Origin of the sequence: Gordonia sp. JH63 (assembly GCF_009856645.1) — a bacterium.
Lineage (GTDB): Bacteria > Actinomycetota > Actinomycetes > Mycobacteriales > Mycobacteriaceae > Gordonia > Gordonia hongkongensis.
This window is the reverse complement of record NZ_CP047235.1, coordinates 2,664,118-2,684,728: the sequence shown is the minus strand read 5'-3', so window position 1 is coordinate 2,684,728 and position 20,611 is coordinate 2,664,118. Positions and strand designations below refer to the sequence as shown.

8 protein-coding genes and 1 riboswitch are annotated in these 20,611 nt (G+C 62.0%); of the genes, 7 read left to right on the top strand and 1 reads right to left on the bottom strand.

Features of this window, described 5'->3' with window-relative positions; all coding sequences use genetic code 11:
• The first annotated feature begins 516 nt into the window (after window positions 1–516).
• The 3 genes from GR168_RS12045 (at window position 517) to GR168_RS12035 (ending at window position 10,729) form a co-directional block, all read left to right on the top strand.
• Window positions 517–3,210: an AAA domain-containing protein gene (locus GR168_RS12045; protein WP_238994887.1), complete on the top strand. Its 2,694-nt coding sequence runs from the start codon at window positions 517–519 to the stop codon at window positions 3,208–3,210.
• A 478-nt stretch (window positions 3,211–3,688) separates the two neighbouring features.
• Window positions 3,689–9,187, top strand: coding sequence for a DUF3320 domain-containing protein (locus tag GR168_RS12040; RefSeq protein ID WP_159370817.1), 5,499 nt, complete (start codon window positions 3,689–3,691; stop codon window positions 9,185–9,187).
• A 177-nt stretch (window positions 9,188–9,364) separates the two neighbouring features.
• Entirely contained in the window at window positions 9,365–10,729 is a 1,365-nt protein-coding gene (locus GR168_RS12035) for a hypothetical protein (protein ID WP_159370816.1), read from the top strand.
• A gap of 383 nt (window positions 10,730–11,112) precedes the next feature.
• On the opposite strand, the gene GR168_RS12030 is transcribed toward GR168_RS12035, so the two are convergent.
• Window positions 11,113–12,153 (bottom strand): hypothetical protein, encoded by a 1,041-nt coding sequence (locus GR168_RS12030; RefSeq protein ID WP_159370815.1) that lies wholly within the window; start codon window positions 12,151–12,153, stop codon window positions 11,113–11,115.
• 292 nt (window positions 12,154–12,445) lie between these two features.
• Between GR168_RS12030 and GR168_RS12025 the strand changes: the two genes are divergently transcribed.
• From GR168_RS12025 to GR168_RS12010, 4 genes are all read left to right on the top strand, one after another.
• Window positions 12,446–13,399, top strand: coding sequence for a hypothetical protein (locus tag GR168_RS12025; protein WP_159370814.1), 954 nt, complete (start codon window positions 12,446–12,448; stop codon window positions 13,397–13,399).
• A gap of 3 nt (window positions 13,400–13,402) precedes the next feature.
• A complete protein-coding gene (locus GR168_RS12020; protein ID WP_159370813.1) occupies window positions 13,403–13,906 on the top strand; it encodes a DUF3293 domain-containing protein in 504 nt (167 codons plus the stop codon).
• 31 nt (window positions 13,907–13,937) lie between these two features.
• A riboswitch (SAM riboswitch) is annotated at window positions 13,938–14,049 on the top strand.
• A gap of 449 nt (window positions 14,050–14,498) precedes the next feature.
• A complete protein-coding gene (locus GR168_RS12015) occupies window positions 14,499–17,312 on the top strand; it encodes a PD-(D/E)XK nuclease family protein (protein ID WP_159370812.1) in 2,814 nt (937 codons plus the stop codon).
• Window positions 17,309–20,545, top strand: a complete 3,237-nt coding sequence (locus tag GR168_RS12010; protein ID WP_238994886.1) for a UvrD-helicase domain-containing protein — start codon at window positions 17,309–17,311, stop codon at window positions 20,543–20,545. Before GR168_RS12015 ends, GR168_RS12010 begins: the two co-directional genes overlap by 4 nt.
• Window positions 20,546–20,611 lie beyond the last annotated feature (66 nt).

The window sequence follows — 20,611 nt, the reverse complement described above, 5'->3', positions numbered from 1 at the left end:
ACATGCGCTAAGTGCGCAGGGCGCGGCAAGCCCGAAACACTTCTGAGCTGTACTGAGCCATCCACGCTCGACTCGTGTCGACAGCGTCCTCGATCGCGTCATGGCCGGGTTTAGACACCTGAGTGTCGAACAGCCGTTGAGTAGCTCTTGAGCAGTGTCGCTTCACTGCGCAACGACGACCTCGCCCACCCACCTCGGGCACTAGTGCAGGACCGAAGATGCCATTTTCCGCCCGCGGAACCCGATACACCGCAGCACTCGAATCGCAGTGGGCGTGGCTCGGACGCCAGCCGAGCCACTGGTCCGTTCAAACGAATTCCGGACCCGACCGCCCGGAATGTCCGACCTGTGTGTTTCTATCGCTAACGGGTTCGGGGCTTGGGTAGCAGGGACGGTGGCGTTGTGGCGGCTGGTCGGTCGAAGACCATCTTGATCGAGCTCGAGAGGCTCGTTCGCGAGGGACCGATCGGGCGCGACACAGTCCTGCTGGAGTTGGATCGCCGAGGAGTGCGCGGCGTGACCGACGGCGAGTTGTTCCTCCTCAATCATGAGCGCCCGGTCGCACAGTTCGACGAGCCTAGTCAGTCCTGGCTGCCGGTTGGCGCCGCACCCGCTTCTCCAAGCAGTCGTCAAAGTCGTGCTTCCGCCCGAAATCCGCTGACGCATGCAGGACGAAAGGAGGTAGCGAATCTTCGCGAACGCGCCGGACTACCCGCCGCAGGTGTCCTCGCCCCTGCGCCCGCGGTTCAACCGGTGGATCCGAGATGGAACGACATCGCACAGCAGGCGATCCGCGGACTGGGTGACGAATACTCGCAAGCTGTCCGAGAGGTCGCGGAGCAGCAGATCCATCTCGAGAACGGTCGTCGCCACTCGGCGACCGAGATTCGCGACCTCGTCATCTACCAGATGCAGGACAGTTTGCAGGTCCGTGAGGGAAGCTCCGCAACATTGGTCGTCGGACGCGAAACCGCTAACCAGAGCTTCGAAGTAGAGGTGGTATCCCTCTTCGGCACCGAGCTCACCTTGTCTGTTCCCGCTCAGATGCCACACGCGCCGTCCGCAAAGCTGCGCATAGACCTCACTTGGATCATCGCGAAGCAGCGAACCCGCCTACAGGAGCTCATGCGACAACCTGAGCGTTTCGACACGGCGGCGGCCCTTGCGGTCGTTACACGCCAGGCATCATTCGCACCGACCACGCTGCCACCGCATCCCAACGACACCGCACTCAACGTGCAACAGAACCTCGCCGTGCGACATGGGATGTCGGGCAAACTAACGTGGCTGTGGGGTCCTCCCGGAACGGGTAAGACCACTACCCTGTCCGTCCTCATTCGGGACCTGGTCGCAGCTAATAAACGGGTCCTTCTGTGCGCTCCTACAAACACGGCCGTCGACGTAGCCCTGACGGGCGCGCTAGGTCGTATGAAAACCTACGACGCCGGCCGTGTCGTGCGAATCGGCCAGCCAGTGAATCAGGGGCTGTCGAACCGTGAAGTGCCGGTCTTGGTGGAAGAGATCGCAGCCGCCCGTGGGCAGCAAATTGCGCAACGCCTGGTGGATCTGCGGAATGAATCCGCCGAGCTAGGGACGAGAATCAAGGAGACCGCTAAGGCCCCTGGCTCCTCCAACGCGCGGTTACGGCTACAGCGGCGTCTCGCAGAAGTCAAAGAGATGATCAGCCAACTGAATACGGCGCTCGGGGATGTCCGCCGGCAGGTTGTCAGGGAGGCATCGCTCGTTGCCGCGACAGCACACCAATGCACCCTGGAGCTACTCGACGACCAACGCTTCGACACGGTTGTCATTGACGAGGCGAGCATGTTGACCGCAACCCTCGCGATGCTTGTGGCCGGTCTCGGACGAGGCCACACCGTTGTCGCGGGAGACTTTCGTCAGCTGAGCCCAGTCGCAGTGTCAGACACGCCCTCGTCACATAAGTGGTTGCATGACAGTCCATTCGAGGCATCGGGGGTGGCAGCGAGCGTCCTTCGTCGAGAGATCCCGCCGAACCTCATCGCTTTGACGACCCAACATCGCATGCGGACAGGCATCTCCGACGCTGTGAGTTCTGGTTTCTACTCCGAGAGTCCGCTGGTAACAGCCACCTCCGTCACCGAACGACCGCGCCCTCAGCTTCCGCTCGGAGCCGGCGAACTCATTGCCATCGACACCTCGGAATTGCATGCCTGGATGGGCCGCCGAGGCGGTCTGCGATCGCGCTTCAATCTCATGCACGCACAGGTCGCCGCATCGATCGCAGCGGCCAGCACCGATGTCGACGCAGCATTCGTCACGCCCTTCAATTGTCAAGCGTCCCTGCTGCGGCCCTTCACAGCCGATCTCGCCCGAGGTGAGGCATCCACAGTCCACAAGTTTCAGGGCGGGGAAGCCGATCTTGTGGTCTTCGACTGCGTCGACGCCGGCGGCAGCAATTTTCGGCTCCACGACTGGTTTGCCAACGGCGGTGCCGGCGGCACCGGAGCCAGGCTCGTCAACGTTGCTGCCAGCCGCGCACGCGAACAGCTCGTCCTACTTGCTGACTTTGGTCGCGTTCACAGGCAGCGCAGCGTGGTCGACGCCACGTACAAGTTCATGCGTCAGTTTCTCGAACATTCCGAACACGTCAGCTGGCGTGACGCGGTCGCGAATGACTCCTCACCGACCACCATTCACAAGACGCTCGATCAGCTCGCCACGGACATTGCGAACGCCGACGATCCCGTCGAAATTCGTAGCGCCACAGTTTCCCCCACAGCGGTGATGGGTCTGCTCGCGCCACTTCGGGAGGCATCGCAACGCGTGCCGGTCTCAATCTGGTTCAGCCCCGAACTCAACGGTGACCTCCCGACTCCACTCACACACCTCACCCGCTCTGACGTCTACCTCCGTCCAGCGAGACCGGTATACGAGTCGATGGCCGTCGTCGGGTCGATCGTGTGGTCCTCGGCACGGCCCTTGTTGTCCGATGGGCCCGGGGTGTGGCTCCGAACGGATCATGCAGGTCTCGCAGACGCAGCTCGGATGGTGGTCCGGCGTCGGACGACAGGTCTCGCGCAGGGCAGTGACCTACCAGCGGAGCGCTGCCAGTGCGGACGACCTCTGGCCCGAGTCGAAGAGTTCAAACGTGCACCCGAGATGATCTGCCTTTACTGCGAGCCTTCGGACCGACGAACACCACCGCGGACTCGACGACGAGTTGTATGACACCAAAGCTCACCTACAGGTGACTGTGCAGCGCGAACGAGGCTAGGGGTGTCACTGATAAAGCGAGGCAATCTCCCGCGCCCGAGTGTTCCAGGAAGCTGACAGACAACTCGGTGCGACCGAGTCGCAGCCGTAGTCGGGTGCGCCTCGATCGAATGCGAGGTTATCGAGGCAGCCTTGCCCACCGGACCCCTCAACCTCCGTCGGGTTCGGCCCTCAGTCCCGCCCGCCGATCCTAGAGGTGCAACTCTCTCGCTTCCGAAAATCGTCTCAGTTTCGTCCGTTCAGGTGATTGACATTGAGCAGCTTTGCCCACGTTTCCGGAATGCCCTTACTCGCAGTGCAATACAGCGGGGCCGATTCGATCCATTTGTCGGGGCTCGGTCATACTCTCTATCGCGGGATCGAAGTCAGACACTGGCTTCCCGCCGTCAGTGGAGACTGCCGTGGGGGCCGGCTCAGCGTAATGGGGATCAGAATGGCCGTCGACGTCAGTAGTTCAGCAGATGAGGGTGAGTCCGGTTTGGGCCTGACGCCGGAGAACGGCCTCGAGATGGCGCCCGCGATTGCGCGAAAGCTTGACAGCACCCTAACCGCGTGGCGCGACAAGCTCCTGGCCATGGACAAGCGGCAACGGCTGCTCTACTTCAAGCACTTGAAGGCCGGAACTCTCGAATTCGACCATGCGTCGCCACTCGCAACTCTGGCGACACTGGCCTCGACATCTGTCCCCGTCCGTCCGGTACCTGAGCCCGGGACTTCGCGTTCTGATCGCGTTCTGTACGTCAAGGACAAGACGGACGAGACACTCCGATCGTCACTTCGTCGCATCGACCAACAGTCCAAGCAGGCCTTCGCCGACAGGGGCGTGTGGACGCTGTATCTCGGCGTCCTCATGGTGCACTGGGCAGACCCCAAGGACACATCCGCCAAGATCGACAGCCCCGTGCTGCTGGTACCCGTTCAAGTCGAGAAGACTGGTGCGGACTCGCCGTACGTGATCTCTCGGACGGATGACGACATCACCGTCAATCCGGTGCTGCAGTTGAAGTTGTCGACCGAATTCGGCGTCGAACTCCCGACGATCGATCCCGACGACGTCTCGTTGGAGCGGTTCCGCTCTGAGCTCGAGCGGTCAATTTCTCAGCATCCTCAGTGGCGTGTCGAATCGCGGATGGTGCTCGCGAATTTCACGTTCCAGAAGGAGGCGATGTACCAGGACCTCCTCGAGAACGCTGACCGTATCGCCGGCCACGACATGGTCCAGCTCCTCGCACTAGGTCCCGATGCTCCCTCGTCGGATGCCTACGGCTTCGACGAGCCGTCACTCGAGGGTCTCGACGAGCACAAGCCGCCGGAGTCGATGTTCACGATCCTCGACGCCGACTCGAGTCAGCGCCGGTGCATCCTGTGCGCCGCAGACGGCAAGAGCTTCGTCATGGACGGTCCCCCTGGAACCGGTAAGAGCCAGACGATCGCCAACATGATCGCGGAGCTCATGGCGATCGGCAAGTCAGTGCTTTTCGTCAGTGAGAAAGCCGCGGCACTTGACGTGGTTCGCGACCGTTTGACCAATCAAGGACTGCAGCATTTCCTGTTCGAGCTGCACAGCCACGCTGCGACACGTAAAGAGGTCGCTGCCGAGCTGTCCAAGACGCTGCGAAATCGAGTCAAAGCCGACTCAACGTTCAGTGGTCAGGACGAGCGGAACCTCGCTCGCGACCGGCAGCAGCTCACCGACTTCTCAGCTGCGATGAACGAGATCGACCCCAACCTGGGGTGGAGCCTGTTCACCGTGCTCGGCCGTCTCAGCGAGCTCGACCGTGGTATCGATGCGTCGGTGCCATCGCATCGCCGATGGGCGTCGGTATCGGAAGCGGACCTTTCCGAGATCCGTCAGCACGCGTCGGCTCTCGGGCGGGTCTGGGATGCGGTTGCCGATGAAGATTCATACCTGTGGCGCGACCTCACCAGCGACCAACTCGGTCCTGCCGAAGCACGCCAGTATGGCCGCTACGCGACCAGAGCCCTAGAGAGTGCGCGTCTCGTTCGTGAACGGGTCGCAGCGATCGACGCCGAGCTGGAACTCTCAGTGCCAGCGGACGTCAAGGGGATTCAACAGCGTCTGGATCTGCTCGGGGCGCTGGATGACCGGCCACAAGGTGTGCCCGTGTGGTTTGACTGCGATCACCTCGAGGCCCTTGACGAGCGACTTCGTGAAGCGCAGACCCGCCTCGGAACGATCGCGGGTCATGTCCAGGCACTGGAGTCTGCTGGCATCCGCCGCTGGCGGGAGGTCCCACGCGGACTCAAGGATGCGCTGTCTCCGGGCGTCGAACACCCGCTGGTACCCAGTACCGCAACGGCAAGCCAGCTGGACGGCTTGGTGTCGACTCTCGACGCGTTGACATCGCACCTGGCGACGCTGAAGCAGGACGCAGCAGATTTGGCACAGCTCCTCGGTCTGCGCACCATGCCGTCAACTATCCAGGAGGCTTCCGACGTGGCCCGTTTGGCCATGCTCGCGGCCGAAGCACACCGACCAGAGCCCGAGTGGCTCAACTCGGCCGTCATCGCCCGCGTCTCTGAGTGCTTGAACGTCATGGACGCGGTCGTCGAGCACGCCAACCGGCGACAAGATGCGCTTCGCGAGGTCTTCACGCCGGAAGTTCTGGAGCTCGACCTGCCGTCCCTCATCGTGCGATTCCGGCAGACGCACAAGGGGCTGAAGCGCTTCTCGGGCGCTGCACGCAGCGATCGGAAGCTGATCAAGTCCGTGTCGGTATCAGGACGGTGTGACAAGGAGGTGCTCGCCCAGCTGGACGAAGCTGCCAGCTGGCAGCATGCCGTCGCAGATGTGCGCAAGGCCGAAACGGTCCACGCCGGACAACTCGGATCCCGTTATCAGGGACAAAGCACCGAGTTCGCTTCGCTTCGGCTCGCCCTCGACAACGCTCGCGAAGCGATGAACCTCGCGGGTATGGACTCCGACGCAGCGGCGCTCGCCCAACAGCTGTCCGCGCATGCAACTCCGGATCAGCGGCTGATTCCACTTGCGCAGCGCATCGAGTCGACAGTCAGCACTCTTCGCGGTGTGGTTCACAACCTCCCCGAAGGTCTTGGCACCATCGTCGACGACACCTCACCTGTCGAGGCCATCGCCGAAACCGCAGCCGATGCCAGGAACACCGCACACAACGTGAGCAAGGCCCTCGCACAGGCGGCCTCGATTGCCGAACGGGATCTCACCGTGAGCGCGGGCTCTCATTTGGCGGCAAACGTCGCCGAGACTCTCGATCTCGAGGATCTTCATCAGGCGCACTCTGAGTCCGACACGCAATCGTTCGGTGCCCTCCTCACCGACGAGACGAATTTCGAGCTACTCACGGCCGGAATCGACAACGCGCGTCGCGTGCGCGGGCTGTACCCGGGCACGATCGACCACGTGTTGGCGCAGACGCTGGCAGAGTGCACCGCAACTCGTGCTGACCTGGCAGACCGTGTGCAGGACAACACCTCACGCGTTGACGAAATCCTGAACCTCTTTACTTCTGAGCGCGCCGGCGAACTCAGGGCAGAGTGCGACGCAGGGATTGACGAGCAGGTCGAGCTCATGCTGGACATGGAGGAAACCGCGTCATCCCAGATCGAAGATTGGTGTACTGCGCATCGGGAGCTCACCTGGGCCCACTCCCTCGACCTGCACTCGACGATCGAAGGTCTGAAACGGTTGCCACGGACTCAAGCTGACATCGAGGCCGCCATCGAGTACGTCGTTCTCGAAGCGTGGGCCGACTCCCGCTGTGAGACGGAGTCCAGACTCCAGGACTACAAGGCGGCTTCGCGAGACGATTTGGTGCGCGAGTTCCAGGAGCTCGACCGCGCTCTGATCCGCAACGCGAGGGCGAAGGTGGTGCGGCGCTGCAACGAGCGTGCACCTATCAGCCTGGCCAGTCGCGCTGCTCAGGTCATCAAACGTGAGGGTGAGAAGAAGAGCAGGCACAAACCGGTTCGAGAACTGCTCGCTGAGACCACGTCGCTAGTCCAGCAGCTGAAACCCTGCTTCATGATGAGCCCGCTGTCGGTCTCGCAGTACCTGCCGTCGGACATCCGCTTCGACGTCGTGATCTTCGACGAGGCGTCACAGGTACTGCCGCAGGACGCCCTCAACTGCATCTACCGCGGCGATCAACTGATCGTTGCTGGAGACCAAAAGCAGCTACCGCCAACCGATTTTTTCAGTATTGCGGAGGACGAAGGCGACGAAGACAACGAAGCATCGGACTTCAAGTCGGTCCTCGACCTCGCCAAGGGTGCCGGCGGGCTTCATTCACTGCCGCTGAAGTGGCACTACCGGAGCCGCCATGAAGATCTCATCGCCTACTCGAATCACAGCTTCTACCAGGGCGACTTGCTGACGTTTCCAAGCGCAGTGTTCGAGGCGGATGATCTCGGCATTGCACATATACCGGTCGACGGCGTCTACCAGCGAGGGTCCAGCCGGGACAATCCGATCGAGGCCGCGAAGATTGCGGAACGGGTGGCCTGGTTCCGGGCCAACTATCCGAGCGCTTCGTTGGGGGTTGTCACATTTTCAGGCACACAGGCGGACAGAATCACGCAGGAGATCGAAGCCCTATCTGAGCAGGACCCCGCACTCGAAGGACTGCTCACCGACCACGATCGTCTCGATGGTTTCTTCGTGAAGAGTCTTGAGAACGTTCAGGGCGACGAGCGCGACATCATCCTGTTCTCCATCGGGTATGGACCCGACGAGGTCGGCAAGTTCACAGCCAACTTCGGACCCCTGAACCGCGACGGCGGGTGGCGCCGCCTGAACGTCGCGGTCACTCGCGCACGGAAGCGCATCGAGATCGTGTCGTCGTTCACCGCGGGGCAGATGCCGTCAACGTCCAATAGCTCGCTCCTCCACCTCCAGCGATACCTCGATTTCGCGGCGCGTGGGCACGCTGCCCTCGCTATCGACGTCAGCAGCGGTGAGGGTGGCCCGGAGAGCGTCTTCGAGGAGCAGGTCCTCGCCAAGATCAGATCGTGGGGTTACGACGCGGTCCCCCAAGTAGGTGTCGCCGGCTACCGAATTGATATGGCGGTCCGACATCCGCAGCGACCGGGCGAGTATGTACTCGGAATCGAATGCGATGGCGCTGCATACCATTCTGCGCAGACCGCCCGCGACCGTGACCGCCTGCGCCAGCAGGTGCTCGAGGGGCTCGGCTGGCGGATGCACAGGATCTGGGGATTGAGCTGGTGGCGCGATCGTTCGGCCCAGGAAGATCGACTTCGTCTCGCCATCGAGGATGCGATCAACGGCATCGATTCGACGCGGACATCCACATACATCACTCCCGCTGAAACCCACTCCAGCACTCCGGAGTTCGTGGAGGTGCCCGACATCGTGGAGCGCGACTGGACCCGTTCGTACTCCGACTACACGGTGAGGCCGGCTCGGACGAGGGATCCCAAGACGCTCGAGGGAATCCAGGACATGTCGGAGTTCTTCCTCAACGCAATCCGGGTCGAGGCGCCAGTACACCGCGATCTCCTCAACGATCGGTTCAAGTCGGTGTGGGGTACCGCCCGGGTGGGACACCAAATCCGCGGTGCGATCGACAAAGCACTGAAGCGGGCACATCCTACGGGTCCCGACAGTCGAGGTTTCTTCCGCCTCGACAATCCGTCTCCCCTCAACGTTCGAGTGCCCGACGACGGATGTGGAGAGCGTAAGGCCGCCCAGGTCCCGCCGGAGGAGCTTGAACTCGCGCTGAAACTGATCGTGCTCGACGCAGTGACGATCGACGAGCGGGCTCTCGTGAAGCAGGCGGCTGGTGTCTTCGGTTGGCGCCGTGTGGGTCCCGACATCGAGGACGTGCTCGGTCAAGCGATCAAGCGGCTGCTGAAGGCTGGAGCACTGAGCCTCGATGGACACAGCGACCTGAGCGTGACAAGTCACGAGTAAGTGAAGGACCGCAACTTGAACCATTGAAAGTCAATCTACTAACAGGCGCGGTGCACTCTCCTTCAACGCGGGCGCCCGGTTCGTCGCCCAAGAAGATGTGTCGTACCAAACGTGCTACTGGAGCGGGTTTAAGACTGACTATGAAGAAGTTGGACGCTATCCAAAAAGGTGCAAACAATGATTGAGTTCGACGCACACGACCTAGCAATCTCATCCGTTGAAACGCTACACGAGATCGCTTCTGATCTGAGCTCAGATTTCTTGAAGTCGTCGTACGGGACTGCAATGAATGCCGTGCTAGCGTCGAGCTTGGCCGCATACGGAGCTGAGGGTATGACACCGGCGGGGTTGTTACTAGCGACAGGCTGGGGCTTCAACCACCTGATTGACGCTAACTTGATCGACCGTCCGGGCACTCAGGCCGCAACGATCTCATGCATTCTTTCTCGTGCACGCGAGCACGGTGTCGACACAAACACCCTCGTCTATTGCATCGACCATGAAGGTCGAATCCCCGAAGCCCTGCTGGGCCAGATCTTGAACGAGATATCTGCGACAGCAGAGCCGGAAACTGCAGTTCCCGGCCCGCCTCCAATAGCACTCGAAGTCCAGCGTTCCCCCGCAGACCGCGTGTCTACGCGTTCCCTCAAGCAGCCTCAGGAGCAAGGTGACATCACTACATCGCTTAATCCGCGTATCGACCACTCCCTCCTCAAGCTTCATGGTTGGGATATTCGAGATGTAAACGCAATGCTGGAGAGCAAGTACATTGGTCGCGGCCAGTATTCACACAGAGTGGAACTGACCGGTAGCCACGGGTTCAATGCACCGCTGCGGCGGGATTCATTCAGCACCCTCGATGGGTGGCCAGTCGACGTAGTTGCAATCGTCAGGGCGGACGGGCTGTCGACGTACTCGTCATCGTTTCAGGCATTCTTTCCCGATTATGACAATCTCAGCGCACGCCGGAACTTTTCTAGCACTGGTATCATGTTTGATACATACCAACCGTTGGACCACTCCAAGGTCGATATTGAGATTAAATGCTTCGATGCTTACGACGGCGGAATGTCGCGCTTGCCCTTGGATCCGGTCACGGTACCGCACACCATCATGAACACCTCTTCCCTCAGAGGAGTTCAGTTCTCCGTCAATTCATGCGACATCCTTATGCATCGTTCCCAGACGGACTACAACGAAGTTCACGGCAATATTCTTATGACCGGTTCACTGATAGTCGGGCGTGTCCCGTCACTCTGGGTCGACTACCAGAGTCAGAATCTGTACGTAGACACAGATGCGCCAATGCGGTCAGAAGCGCCGTTTGAAATACGAACACCTACGGTTGAGTACGAATTCGTCGCCTCAGATGGTTCATACTTGTGGAGCGAACAACTTGATGTAGACATGGCAGTACCAGTTGACAAGTCCTGCCGCGGACCCTCCCGCAACGCAACCTGGTTTGTGGACAAGGAGTTCGACTCAGACATCTTCGTCAGTCCGCCGGCGCGAGCAATCATACGAATTTCAGATCCACTCTAGACGTGGACACACACCCGCGGCAGGGTCTCGTTCATGCCGCAGGCGTTACAACGCGCCGCGAGGAATGCAGGTGCCGAGGGAGTAGGCCTCTCAAGAAGCCCACGCACGGCGGGTTACACCGGCAGCTGATCCCCGGCCGCCGAAGCTCCGAGAACGCCCTGGTCCCCGTCGAGGTGGCTGTGGCAACCGGCCGAATCTCCGGCCCATCCTCCGTCTTCGACACCATCACAACGTTGTCGGCGTACGACTGGGTCGTACTGGTGTTCTGCACCGTGACAACCACCGACCCACCGGGGTGTTACAAGACGCGCGTACTCACGTCCTAATCGAAAGGCTGGGGTTCCAGACAATCAGCTGTCAGCGGTTCCCGTTCTCAGTCCGCGTCAACCACCAAGAAAGCCGCACGCGAATCTCGAACGCACGGCCAGGTCAAGCACTACATTCTCAGGCCGCACATGGTGCGACAGCAGGTTCGGAACGAAGGAACAAAACGCCACTGTTCGTTCGGAGGTCGGGTCTAAGCACCACGCGCCAAGCAGATTCGCCGATGATTCACCTCGAGCTTCGGCGCCGTTGAGTCCATTGGCGATCGCAGCCACCTCGGTGGGATGGGGACTCACCGGCAGTTTCAACGTCACCAACATCCCGGAGCCCGCTTCCGGATGTGCGACGTCGGTATAGATCTGGACCAGTGATGTATGCAATTGATCGCCACCGGCCAACGAGGTAACGGCGACAGGCTCGTTGCGGGAGAACGGAACTTCGCACGTCAGGCCGGTATCGTCCGCGGACCCAAGACAGTTCCTCTCCACCAGGAAGCGGGCGACGTTTGCCATCGCCGGACCGGTGAAGCGCGACTCATGAGAACCTTCGCGCACAACGACTTGTGAGGGAACGTTCAATATGTCGTCACGCTCATTACGAACCCCACTGAACGGATGATTCGACGCGGCCGGCTCGCCTCCGAGCGCGTGAGCCAGGTCATGTGCCTGGTTGTGCGCTGCGTCATTCTGCAAGGTGGCCGCTGTTGCCAGAACCTTGCTGATCCATCCGAAGTTGTGGTCGTGCACGACGGCGGTGCTACACCGCGAAATCATCGCTCTGTCGGATTGCCATACAAGGGCATCAAGCGTCGCCTGAATGTTGAGCGACGCGACGACTCGAGCGGGGTCGGAGTTCGGATCGACGGCACCAACGGTCTCTGTCCAAATTCGGACTTGCGAGGCCTCGATTCCCTGCGACATGAAGGGCGGGCTTACCTCGATGTGCTGAGCAAGTCGGTACGACCACCACGTGAACCCGCGCTCGCGACGAAGCGCCCACTGATCATCGACCATGAGTTGCCGGTACAAGCTCTCCAAGAGCCGCAACCCGATGTCTACCATGTGAGCTCCTTCGACGACGCTGCGGGCCTTGCGGCCCAAGCCGCGACTGTACGTGACCGGTCCACGAATCCGCCCAGCAAGTTAGATGACGTGCCCACCTGTGGCACAGGGTTCTGCCAGATGTCTCCGATCGGAGGTGAGTCGCGATGCTTGACTCGAGAGAACCGCACCACCGCGGTATGCGTTCTACGGCCGTAAGTTGGTCCACTCGGACGATGCCAGGCGGGGATTCCTGCGGATAGAATCCCAGCGCCGGCGTCGTTGTCGATCGTTCACTGCTGTCGCCGTAACGGGAGCGCACGTGACCAGGTGACGACAAGACTATCGAAGGGTGACCGAAGTGGCGGACACGATGGTGTACGAAATCGCTCGTTACACAGACGATCACGAAAGTCCGCATCTCATCGACCGGGCAACACTCCGTCGGCACGATGATTACCTGGTTCGAACAGTCACCGGAGAAGCCGACAAGCCCATTCCAGCTTCAAGACAGCCAGAGTCGGTCATCACCGGAGATCCGCGGTTACGCACAGTGCACGCACATGAGTCCACCACCATCACAGCGGAACCTGAGCTCGCGGCACACCTCCCCCTCGTCCTGCAGGCCGAGGGCGTCGAAGACGAAACCCTGGGCCGTGACGAGTGGGAGGTGACTATCAACGGGGCATCGCATAGTCCGTATGCCACCGGAGCCGGCGCCTATCGCCTGCTCCCCGATGACGGCTTCTCAGGGGTTGCGTTCGACACCTCCTGGGTATCGGTCAGTTTCATCGAGACCGACAGCATGACGTCGGGAACCGATGTCGCAACTCTGGGTCTTGTGACCCCCTGCGTGGTGGCCGCAGTCACGGAGCTGGATCCCCTCGTCGGCGCTGATGACGTGCCGGTACAGCTGTGGAGACGTGAGAACGCGAGAGACGATGCCCGGGTCGTGGTCGACTGGCTCACCAACAACGGCTTGGTCGACTACTTGACCACATCATCTGAGATGCTGATTCAACTGTTCGTCGACGCCGCGGTCGATCCAAGCGGTACAGAGACCGTCCGATGGGGCAACTACCTGGCCGCCAGGTTCGCCGATGAAGGTGAGGTCGGCTCTGGGCCAAGCGCTCGCTGGTCCTTAGACCTGAATCTCTCACCAGAGGCCCTCACGTTGACTCTCGACCTCCTGGCCGCCGGTGATCCCGAAGTCGCGGACATCGTCGAAGCGGCTCGCGATCCGGAATCGTCTGCGGGACAGAAACGCCGCGAGTTGCTCGACGGCCTCGGACTGTCGGCGGACTGAACCATGCCTACGCACTCCGATTTTTCGTGGCCGAGTCTCACCAAACTGGCCGAGTACGCATGCGACGACCAGCTGTGGAACAACTACCTGAGCACCAAGGTCCTCGTTGAAATCGCAACCGCAATTGGAACGGTGTGGCCGTCGGACGGCTCCAACGACGAGACGCCGTTGGAGCCGTTTCACGTGATCACCACGATCCAGCCCGACTCTGACCCCACCAATGCTGACAACGCAGCGCGGCTCGAACTCCTTGACAGCGAACTCCACGCGGCCGGGATCCGTTCGACGTCTGCCGTCGGTTCCAGCTTCGACGACGAGTACCGCGAGGTCAGCCGCGCGGTATTCGGACTGACAGACGATGGTGCCCGCTCACTCGGGGCCCGCTTTGGGCAGGTCGCTGTCTTCTCGCTGAAGGGCCAAAAGTTCTCGCTGATCGCATGCGCAAACGGTCGACGGACGGATCGCGCCTGGCGTTGGGAGCCCGGCGGCCCGTCGTTGTCTCTCTAGATTGTCAGAGCTCGTCGTTATGGTTGTGCAACTTCATGAGCGGTCGTTCGAAGGCACCGGCCGAACGGCACGCCAACCCGACGTTCACGGGTGGCCCGGATGACGAAGCGGTCCGCACCTACCGCCTCGGGCAAGAACGCCTCCTGCAGAGGCCGAAGTGAGGATCGATCGCGTTGTCGAAGTCGAGCGAGACAGCAAACAAGTGTGTGCGCCGTGCCCGCGGGCATCGCATGCACTACACCCAGGCACGCAAAGTATCGGAGTTGGACGGGCGACCGACCAGAGTGTCTACGACGGTTCACGACGACGGGCTTGTCGACATTCACGGTGACGACTTCGACCTCACGATGTGGACCCACGATCCTGCCGCGCTCACCCACCACCGAGGTGTCATGGATCGTGCCCATTGGGTCCCCGAGTACGACGTGTTGGTCGTCAGCGGCAGTATGTTCAGCCTCGCGCGGCCTGATCATCGCACCTCGTGCGAATTCCCCGACGAAGGTCGGGACGGTACGCGCGGGACAGATGGAGGACACGTGAATAGACCGTTGCAGCCCAACGGAGGGCTCACCTCGCCAAAGGTGGTGCGCCCGTGACGCGACCGCTCGGCCAGCTGACGGACACGGTCATCAAAGCGAAGGCCGGCAACCCACTCGCTCAGGTCACGATCGTCGTTCCGAACCACGGTTCGGGCCGCGACGTCTTGCACCACCTCGCCCGGAACGGAGGCGTGGCGAACACCGCTGTCCTGACGATGCCGCAGTTGGTCGACAAACTCGCCGCGCCAGTCCTCTCGCCACGCCTGCCGTTGCCGTATCCCCTTCTCGAGGCGGCCGTTCAGCAAGTGTTGACGGAAAACCCCGGCGAGTTCGAGAAGGTCGCCGATCAACCGGTCACGGCTCGAGCCCTGTCCGCCGCGGCCTGGGAGCTTGCCGCGATCGACCAACCCGAACTGGAGACCGCCACGCCGATGGTCGCCGACCTTCTGCGGGTCTATCGGACCGCGATCCCACGGCTTGCCGAACGCTACTTTCTTTCACACGAGGCCTATGCGGCTGCAACACAGGGCCTCTCGGACGCGGGTCACCTCATCGCCTACCAGCTGAATCCCGCGTCGTCGGCCGAGAAGTCCTTCATCGAGACTGTGAAAAGCCATGGGGACACAATCGAGAGTCAGTCTGTCGCCGAGCCCACGCAGGTTATTCACACCTCGGACGCCGACGAGGAGGTCCGCGCAGTGGTGCGTCTCGTGCGCAGGCACCTGGCGAACGGCATCCCCGGCCATCGGATCGGTATCTTCTACCCGGCCGAGGATCCCTATCTCCCGCTCCTCCACGAGCACGTGACCGGCGGGGACATCGCCTACATTGCGCCGGAATCTCACACTCTCGTCGACCGCCCGATTGCACGCACGTTGCTCGGTCTGCTCGAACTCGACCATAGGACGATGCCTCGACGAGAGTTGTTGATGCTCCTCGCCGAAGGCGCCCTCAAGAGACCTGCCTGCAACGGCGAGTCGATCTCGCAACGCCGCCTGGAGCTTCTCACCCGGCGCCAGGTTCCGGTGGTCGGGGGCAGCGATTGGGACCGTCTGCCGGGCGTCGTCCCGACCGACGCCCACCATGACCGCGCAGTCGCGCTCTTCGAATTCGTGAAACGACTGCAGCGCCGCCTCGAGGCCACCGTCGACGCACAGAACTGGGCAATTGCGGCACAGGAACTCACAAACCTACTCGATCAGTACTTCCGCCAACCGAAGTCCGAGGTCGACCGTGCGGACCTGGCCGTCATTCGATCCGAGTGCTCGGAGCTGGCCCTGATGGACAGCATCGCACCCCCGCCGTCGTCGGCACGCGTCTATGACGCGCTGTCGATCCGTCTGGAAGGCCGTCGCGGCATCACTGGAACCTCAGGTGCCGGAGTCGCGGTGACACCGATCTCCGCCGGCGTCGGGCGCGACTTCGACGTCAGCATCGTCGTCGGCGCTGCCGAGGGAATGGTTCCCAGGCCGCGCCCCGAGAATCCACTCCTCCCAGCCGAACTCGTCGGCACAACGCCACGCGAACACAACCAGCGCCAGCTGCGCGCCTTCGAGGGCGCCGTGAGCGCCGGGAGTGCAGAGCGGATCGTCACCTTCCCACGAGGCAATCTGCGAGGAGGCGCAGAGAAAGTGCCGTCACGATGGCTCGTACCAGCGCTGGTGCGCCTTGCTGGCAGCGACGTCGATGTCGTCGACTGGCAGCGACAGACACAAGCCATCCCGACGATTGTGGCCGTCGAATCCTTCGACGTCGCTGCACAACAGGGAGATCCACGTATCGGTTCGTCCGCAGCCTCTGAAACCGAATGGCGGCTCCGCGAACTCGCCGCAGCACCAGCGAACCGGCGCAGAGGTGCCCTCGACGACCCGATCATCGATCTGGGCATGCACATGCGCAGCGACCGGCTCAACGGTCGCTTCACCCGGTTCAACGGCAACCTCGGTGATGTTCGCGAACTTATCTCCACCTTCGAGAAGCCGGTGTCGCCGACGGGACTCGAGACCTGGGTGGCCAGCCCCTACCAGTTCTTCCTCGAGCACGTACTGCGGCTCAAAGCGCTGGAGGACCCCGACGAGGTCGCGCAGATCGACGCCCTCACGCGAGGAACCCTCGTCCACGACATCCTGGAACGCTATGTACTCGGCACCATCGACGGCAAAGTGCTGGACTTCGCTCGGCTCAGTCTCATCGCCCAGGAAATGCTCGACGACGCAACGGCCACCAATCCCGGCTGGCTCGAACGCCTCTGGGCGAAGGACCGCGGCATCATCGTCCGCGACCTTGCCGACTGGTTTGAGCACGACCGCGACGACCTTACAAACGGATGGCATCCGACGCGCGTAGAAAAGCCGTTCGGCACCGACCCCGAACCCGAAACGACGCTTGCCCTCGGCGACACGATGATCCGATTCCGCGGAAAGATCGACCGGATCGACACCCATCGCGATGGCCGTGTACGCGTAACCGACTACAAGACTGGGAAAGTCAGCAAGAATTACAACGACATCACTGCAGATACCCCCACCGGCGGCGGCAAGCAGTTCCAGCTTCCGGTCTACGGACTGTTCGCCCGCACTCTGGGCGACGATGTCGAAGCACGCTACTGGTTCATCACCCGGAAGGGTGAGTTCAAGTCAGTTGGATATCCGGTGACCGACTCCGTGATCGCAACCCTCGTCGCCGACATCGATCTCGTGCATCGGTGCATCACCGCCGGCCAGTTCCCGCCGAAGGTCGCCGACACGTTCTGGGAATTGCCAGTTATCGATCTGCTGGGACGTGCGGGTCTGCGTCGTGCCTGGGCCAATCTCGAGAACGTCGACCAACTCACCGACTACGTCCAGAAGTACGGAGGCCAAGTGTGACCACCTTGCCCGCCCTGGCCGACCAGGACGCACGGGATCGCATCGCCACCGACTCCGCAACCAGTCTCTTCGTCGAAGCCGGTGCCGGCAGCGGTAAGACACATTCGCTGGTCAAGCGGATTTGCCACCTCGTTCTGCACGAGGGCATCGAACTCGACGCGATCGCCGCCATCACCTTCACCGAGAAGGCCGCGGCCGAACTCCGCGAACGCGTCCGAGTCGAACTCGCTCGTGACGACACCGACCGAGCACGCACCGCCCTCGAGGAGGTCGATACCGCGGCGATCGAAACGCTTCACGCATTCGCCGCCAGGGTCATCCGCCAGCATCCGTTGGAAGCCGGTGTGCCACCGCGCATCGACGTCGTCGACGCGATGGGTTCCCAGCTGTCCTTCGAACGTCGCTGGCGACGTATGCGGACGCGCCTGTTCACCGAGGAGGCACCACGGATCCTGGTCGACGCCATGGCCATCATCATGGCGACCGGCACGTCGCTCGACCAGATCCGCAACCTCGCCGACGCACTCGATCGCAACTGGGATCGCCTTACCCTCGACGACGACCCACAAGGCATCGCACCTGCCGACATCGACCGCATCCTCCGCGAGACCGACCTGGTCATCGACAATCTCCAGGACTGCCTCGACCCCGATGACAAGCTTGCGGTCAAGCTCGAGGAGTTGCGTGAGTGGCGAATCCTCGTAGCGGCGGAGCGTGATGCGTTCGGCTGGATTCCGATGATCAAACTCTGCCCGAAGATGGGCAACGTTGGACGCGCGGCGGCGTGGCGTGGAGGCACCGCACGGTGCAAGGAAATCAAGGCCGCGGCGGCAGCACTGCGCGACGAGATTTTCCCCGACATCGTCGACACCTACATCGACGGTGCTGTCCGAGTCGTCGTGCGGCATCTGACGGAGATCGTGCTAGACGAAGCCGAGAACCGTCGCCGCAGTGGACAGCTCGAGTTCCATGATCTGCTCGTGCTCGCCCGGGACGTTTTGCGCAAGCCCCACGTGGCAGCGGCCGCGCATGGACGGTTTCAGCGTGTGCTGCTCGATGAATTCCAGGACACCGATCCGTTGCAGATCGAACTGGCCAAACAGATCGTCGCCGGCCCCGATGAGGCGGGCCGACTGTTCACCGTGGGTGACCCGAAGCAGTCGATCTATCGGTTCCGTCGTGCCGACATCGCGGTCTACATGCAGACCCGCGAGCAGGCTCTCGATCCCGACATTGTCCAGCTGACCACCAACTTTCGGTCGACTCGACCGGTGATCGGATGGGTCAATCAGGTGTTCGGGCAGTTCATGGCACCCATCCCCGATGTTCAGCCCGACTACGTGCCGCTGGAGGCTGCACCGGGGCGACCGTCCTGGGACCTCGAATGGGGGCCGCAGCCGTTCGTGTTCACCGACCAGGACGAGCCCGTCAACGACGAGCAGTCTTTGACTGCGTCCGATGTGGCGCGTGCACGCGAGTCACGTGATGTCGCGAAGATCATCGCGTCCGCTGTCGAAACACCGTGGTACAAGGAAACATTCACCGGCACCGTCTACGAGCACACTCCGCTGGAGTGGAAGGACATCTGCATCCTCATCCCCTCCCGGACCGTGTTGCCGTTCCTTGAAAAAAGCCTCGACGCGGCGGGGATCGAATTCCGTTCCGAGGCATCGAGCCTGGTGTATTCCACCCAGGAGGTGCATGACCTGTTGCTCGCCTGCCGGGCGCTGTCGAACACCGCGGATGAGGCCGCTCTCGTCGGTGCACTGCGCACACCGTTGTTCGGTTGCGGGGACGACGACCTGCTGCGCTGGAAAACCGCCGGCGGACGATGGAGCTTGTTCGCCGATGCCCCTGAAGAACTGGCGGATTCACCGGTTGCCGCGGCATTGGATTACCTACACACCGTCTGGCTGGAGCTCGGGACCCTGAATCCGGCCTCGTTGGTCAGCCGACTGGCCACCGACCGGCGCGTCTTCGAGGTGTCGATGGATTCGCCGCGGCACCGCGACGTGTGGCGTCGCCTCCGGTTCGTGATCGACCAAGCTCGGGCGTGGTACGTCGAAGATCGAGGTTCGCTGCGCGACTACATCGATTGGGCAGCAACACAGGCCGATGAGAATGCCCGTGTCACGGAGACCGTGCTGCCGGAGATCGGTGTCAACGCGGTGCGGATAATGACGATTCACGCCGCCAAGGGCCTGCAGTTCCCGATGGTCGTCGTCGCGGGGATGAGTGGCGGTTTCCGCTCCCAACCCGAGCATGCTCTGTGGGACGACGCCGGCAAGCTGCACGCATACATCTCGGTTGACGCCAAGTCCAAGGGCTACAACGCACTGAAGGCCGTGGAGAAGGTCCACGACGATGCGGAGAAGGTGCGCCTCCTCTACGTGGCATGTACGCGCGCCGAGAGCCACCTCGCTGTCTCCGGATATGTCGCTCCCCGGGGACAGTGCTGGGGCGCAACGCTCGCGCCGGTCGTCGCCACCCTCCCGAACGAGATACCTGAACTCGTCGATCCCGTCCGCCGCGACGACGAGGCGGTGCAGGAGGTGCTGCGGCAGTCGTGGGATGAGTGGACAACCGAAAGCGCAGTTGTTCGACGTGCGTCGATGGTGCGGGCCTCCCACTCAGTCACGAAGATCGTGCACGACGAGTCCGATGCGAGTGTCGCGATCCTGGCGGGCTACCGAGACGCTGGTTTGCTGTTCTCCCCCGCCGGACTCGAGGTTATTCCGGCCGGACTGGCGAGCGTCGACAGTGGGCCTGCGCTAGGGACGGCGTTGCATGCGGCGCTGGAGAGCGTTGCGCTCGATGCCGAACCCGAGTTGGTGGAAGAGTCTGCGCGTGCTGCCGCTTCCGCGGCGGGACTTGTCGATGTCGAGCATTTCGTTTCGATGGTCCGAGCGGCGCTGGCGTCAGAACCGGTCCGGCGAGCTGCCGAACGCGAGCACTGGCGTGAGATGCAGCTCGCGGGGATAGGACCTGTCGGCACCTCGGCTATCGAGGGGATCGCGGATCTCGTTTTCCGGGAGGATGACGGGTCGTTGGTGATCGTCGACTATAAGACGAACGTGGGAGTGTCCGCGGCCACATTGGAGGCTTACTGGGCGCAGTTGTCGATCTACGCGCACCTGCTCCGAACCGTTGCCGGTGAGCGGGTCTCCAAGTTGCAGTTGGTGTTCTGCCGCGCAGGTGGATCGTCTGTGCTGTCGCGAACACTGAAGCAATGATCTCTGCCGCATCTTCGCCAGCGAACTGAATCAGAGAGGGAAACTCGTGACCGTTCCCGATCAGGC

Coding starts and splice junctions, on each gene's coding strand:
- GR168_RS12040 (WP_159370817.1), top strand. CDS start 3,689: ATGGCCGTCGACGTCAGTAGTTCAGCAGATGAGGGTGAGTCCGGTTTG.
- GR168_RS12035 (WP_159370816.1), top strand. CDS start 9,365: ATGATTGAGTTCGACGCACACGACCTAGCAATCTCATCCGTTGAAACG.
- GR168_RS12020 (WP_159370813.1), top strand. CDS start 13,403: ATGCCTACGCACTCCGATTTTTCGTGGCCGAGTCTCACCAAACTGGCC.